The sequence below is a fragment of the Streptomyces sp. NPDC002851 genome (assembly GCF_053591935.1).
Genome location: NZ_JBSFUT010000085.1, coordinates 1 through 4,168 on the forward strand (window position 1 = coordinate 1; position 4,168 = coordinate 4,168).

Genomic DNA, 4,168 nt, shown 5'->3' on the forward strand with positions numbered 1-4,168 from the left:
GACGAGCGCTCCCCCAAGCTCTCAACTGCGTTCGAGCAGGGAGGTACCCCCCTGCGCGATATCTGCGGCGGGGTCCGGGGCGGCAGCCCCGAAGCCGCTGCAACCACGCGGCGTTAGCCGCATATCGGCACAGTCGGGAAGGGCCGGGGTGGGGAATCTTCAAGCCTCGGGCGGCGGCGGAGGCTTCGGCGCACCCTCCGGCGGCGCGATCTTCCCGTACGCCACCGGCGGCACCGTCGCCGGGCCCGGGGCGGCGGCGCCCCGACCCTCCGAAGCCAGCGCGGCGTCCCGCCGCGCACCCGGATCCCACCCCGTATCCACCACCCGCCGCTGCACCACGATCGCGGACACCAGGATCGCCACCCCGATCAGCAGCATCAGGACCACGCCGGGCGCTTCCCCCGCCTTGCTCGCGTTGCCGATCAGCGCGCCGAACCAGCCGAAGTCGGCGTCCCCGAACGTGGTGTTCTCCTCGCCGAAGGCGCCGAGGACCTTCAGGAGCACCGCCGGAAGGAAGGTGATCAGGACGCCGTTGAGGAAGGACCCGAGCACCGCGCCACGCCGTCCGCCCGTCGCATTGCCGTACACCCCGGCCGCGCCGCCCGTGAAGAAGTGCGGCACCAGGCCCGGAAGGACCAGCGAGAGCCCGAACGCCGGGTTGAAGACCGTCGAGAGCAGCCCCAGGCTGACCAGGCCGCCGATGAAGCTACAGATGAACCCGATGAGCACCGCGTTCTGCGCGTACGGGAAGACGATCGGGGCGTCCAACGAGGGCACCGCACCCGGCACCAGCTTCGCCGCGATGCCCTGGAACGCGGGGACCAGCTCGGCGAGGATCGTACGCACCCCGAACAGGATCACCGCGACCGCGATGCCGAACTGCAGGCCCTGCATCACGGACTGCATCAGATAGTCGCCGACACCCGTCGCCACCTCGCCCGCCGCACCGTCCTCGGCGAACGCCCGGAACGCCGTCTCCCGGCCCGCCTTCGCCAGAAAGACCATGGCCATGATCAGGTAGATGAGCAGCATCGACAGGGCCGTGGCCACCATCGAGTCGCGCAGAAACCGCAGCCCCTCCGGGAGCTTCATGTCCTCCGTGGACCGGCTGCGCTTGCCGACCAACTGCCCGGCCGCGCCCGCCGCGATATACCCCGCGGTGCCGAAGTGCCCGATGGCCACGGTGTTGTTGCCGGTCACCCGCTTCGTCCACGGGTGCGCGAACGCGGGCATCGCCACCAGCATGATGCCGAGCAGCACGCCCCCGACGACCACCACGACCCCCGAGGAGTGCCCGGCGGTCGCCAGGACCATCGTCAGGAGCGTGGCCATGAACAGCATGTGATGCCCGGTCAGGAACACATACCGCAGCGGTGTGAACCGGGCGAGCAGCAGGCTCACCGTGAAGCCCAGGATCATCAGCCAGGCGACCCGCGCCCCGTACTCGGCCTGGGCGATGCCGACGATCGCCTCATTGGTCGGGATCACGCCGTGCGCCCCGGTCGCGCCCCGGATCATCACGCCCAGCGGGGCAAGCGAGTTGACCACCAGGCCCGCACCCGCGCCGATCAGGAGAAAACCGAGCGTCGCCTTGATGGCACCGCCGACGACCTGCCCGACCGACTTCCGTAGCGCGATCAGACCCGCCGCCGTGATCAGGCCGATCAGATAGGCGGGGACGCTGAGGATCTCGTCGACGAGGAACTTCCCGAGCGATACGAGCCAGTCCACGCCGCGTCACGCACCTTCCGTGGCGTCCGGGTGAGCCGTCTCCTCGACGGCGTACGTGTCCCGCAGGACCCGGTCCGCCTCCGTGGTGGACGTGAAGTCCTCGACGACCTTCACGGGCACGCCCACGTCCCCGATCGTCCGCGCGATCTCCCGCGAGGTGAGGATCGCGACCGCCTCGGCGGCCTTGCCCTTCGCCGAGATGGTGTCCGTGGCCTCCACGATCACGTACGGCGACCAGCCCCAGCGGTCGAGCACCTGCTCCAGGGTGTTCTTCAGGAACAGGCTGGTGCCGACGCCGTTGCCGCACACGGTGAGGATCCGGTGCGGCCCGTACGCGGTCCGCACGGGCTCGGCGGGCCTGGTGCGCCCCTGCGCGTGGTGAGCGTGGAGTCCGGTCCCGCCTCCGGCGAGCAGCGCCACCAGCGCCGCCGGTGTGGGCGCCGCGCGGAGCTCCGCCCCGGTCGCCGGGTCCGCGAGCAGCCGGGCCAGGGCCGCCATCGCCTCCGTGTGCTCGGCCTTGTCCCGGGCCGCGAGGCCCACCACAAGCTCGACCGGGTCATGGCCCTCGTGCCCGAACTCCACCGGCTCAGCGAGCCGCACCCAGGACATGCCGGTCCTGAGCACCGCGGGCGAGGGCCGGGCGTGCGCGAAGGCGAAACCGGGGGCGACGACGATGTACGGCCCGTGCTCCACGACGGTGTCGATCATTTCCTGCGTGTACGCGTCTGTGCTCGCGCCCGTGGCCACGAGCAGGTCACCCGCCGCGCCGATCGCCGCCCGCCAGTCCGCCGCGTGCACCCCGAGCCGCACCGCCGCCTCGGGGAGCAGGTCCTTCAGCTCCGCCATGCGCGGATCTTCGCACAGCACGCGCGGCACGGACCCGGGCGATCGCGGAGAAGCCTGTGATCGCGGAGAATGGGCGGGCGAACCGGAGGTGACCCATGGCCCACACCGCACTGCTCGCCCGGCACGCCGAGGCGCTCGACCTGTTCACCGACCGGGTGCGCCGCATCGAAAGCGGTCAGTGGGGCGATCCGACGCCCTGCACCGACTGGAATGTGCGCGACCTCGTCAACCATCTGACCGCCGAACAGCTCTGGGTGCCGCCGCTGGTCCGCGACGGCGTCACCATGGAGTCCATCGGCACCGCCTTCGACGGCGACGTGCTCGGCGACGACCCGTCCGCCACCTGGACCAAGGCGGCCGAAGCGGCCCGCGCCGCCTTCCACGAGCCCGGCGCCCTGGACCGCACCGTCCAGCTCTCCTACGGGGAGAGCCCGGCATCCCACTACTGCGCCCAGATGACCACCGACCTGGTGGTCCACGCCTGGGACCTGTCCCGGGCGATCGGCGCGGACGAACAGATCCCGAAACCCCTCGTGGACTTCGCGGTACGCGAAGTCTCCCCGTACGCCGCCGAATTGGCGAAGAGCGGCCTGTTCGCCCCGGCGGTACGCCCACCCGCGGACGCCGACGTGCAGACCAAACTCCTGTGCCTGCTCGGCCGGAAACCCTGACCGGGGCCCTGATCCGGGACTCCCTTCGGCCCGGCTCACCCGTGCGGCGGGCCCCGTACCGCTAATGGGGCCGGTGCCCGCGCGGGGGGCCCGGGGCCGGGCTTGTATGGGGCTCGTGGCGCAGGAGCCGCGCCGCGCCCCATGCCGAAGGAGCCCGCCCATGCGTATCGCCCGAGCGCTCGCCACCACCGCACTAGCCACCGCCCTGGCCTCCGCCGCCGTCGCGGGCACCGCCCCCGCCGCGTTCGCGCAGGACGCCGCCGCCTCGGTCAGCCCGCGCACCGTACGGCCCGGCGGCACCGTCACCGTCACCGTCTCCTGCCCGATGGCAGGCGGCCAGGCGCCCGCCACCATCACCGCCAACTCGCAGGCCTTCCAGGCGGGTTCGGTGCGTCTCCACAGGTCCGACGATCCCGGGATCCCCGAAGCCGCGCGCTACCACGGCACCGCGCGGATCGCCCCCGCGGGCAACTTCACCAACACCGGCCCCAACGCGGTGGGTCCGACCTCGGAGTGGGGCGTCGACGGCACCTGCCCCGACGGCACGCAGTGGAACGCCAGCTTTACGGTGACCACCGCGACGGTTCCGACCACGGCGCCCACTCCCGGCGCGGGCGTCCGGGGCGGCTTCGGTGGCAGCATCACGGACTCCGGGGTTCCCGCGGCCATCGGCACGGTTCTGGTCGCGAGCGCGCTCGGGGGCACGTATGTCGTGCTGCGCCGCCGCAGGGCCGCTGCGCGGGGCTAGGGCGGGTCTCGGGGGTAGGGCGGGTCTTACGGATCCCGTTTGCTTGCCGTCGGCCGGGGTGCCGTCTTCTGGGGGCTGCGCGCACGGACGCGGTCCGCTTCAGGAGGCCGATCGCGACGAGCTGGTCGAGCACCGACGACGCCATGTCGGTCGGGACCCGCCGCGTGGTCAG

General features: G+C 72.3%; 4 protein-coding genes. 2 read left to right on the forward strand and 2 right to left on the reverse strand.

All coding sequences use genetic code 11. The annotated features are described in order from the left end of the window. Window positions 1-159: 159 nt before the first annotated feature. Both ACWD10_RS38255 and ACWD10_RS38260 read right to left on the reverse strand, forming a co-directional pair. Window positions 160-1,731 carry a PTS ascorbate transporter subunit IIC gene (locus ACWD10_RS38255; RefSeq protein WP_451098424.1) on the reverse strand — a complete coding sequence of 524 codons (1,572 nt, stop codon included), beginning with the start codon at window positions 1,729-1,731 and terminating at the stop codon, window positions 160-162. A 6-nt stretch (window positions 1,732-1,737) separates the two neighbouring features. Next, the gene (locus ACWD10_RS38260) at window positions 1,738-2,577 is read right to left on the reverse strand and encodes a PTS sugar transporter subunit IIA (RefSeq protein ID WP_451098425.1); all 840 of its coding nucleotides are present in this window, start codon (window positions 2,575-2,577) and stop codon (window positions 1,738-1,740) included. 95 nt (window positions 2,578-2,672) lie between these two features. Between ACWD10_RS38260 and ACWD10_RS38265 the strand changes: the two genes are divergently transcribed. Together ACWD10_RS38265 and ACWD10_RS38270 are read left to right on the forward strand one after the other, a co-directional pair. Beyond that, window positions 2,673-3,248: a TIGR03086 family metal-binding protein gene (locus ACWD10_RS38265; RefSeq protein WP_451098426.1), complete on the forward strand. Its 576-nt coding sequence runs from the start codon at window positions 2,673-2,675 to the stop codon at window positions 3,246-3,248. 160 nt (window positions 3,249-3,408) lie between these two features. Then, window positions 3,409-3,996, forward strand: coding sequence for a hypothetical protein (locus tag ACWD10_RS38270; protein ID WP_451098428.1), 588 nt, complete (start codon window positions 3,409-3,411; stop codon window positions 3,994-3,996). Window positions 3,997-4,168: the final 172 nt, after the last annotated feature.

Bases quoted from the DNA above. Each gene is read 5' to 3' on its own strand.
- ACWD10_RS38265 (WP_451098426.1), top strand. From the start codon at position 2,673: ATGGCCCACACCGCACTGCTCGCCCGGCACGCCGAGGCGCTCGACCTG.
- ACWD10_RS38270 (WP_451098428.1), top strand. From the start codon at position 3,409: ATGCGTATCGCCCGAGCGCTCGCCACCACCGCACTAGCCACCGCCCTG.
- ACWD10_RS38260 (WP_451098425.1), bottom strand. From the start codon at position 2,577: ATGGCGGAGCTGAAGGACCTGCTCCCCGAGGCGGCGGTGCGGCTCGGG.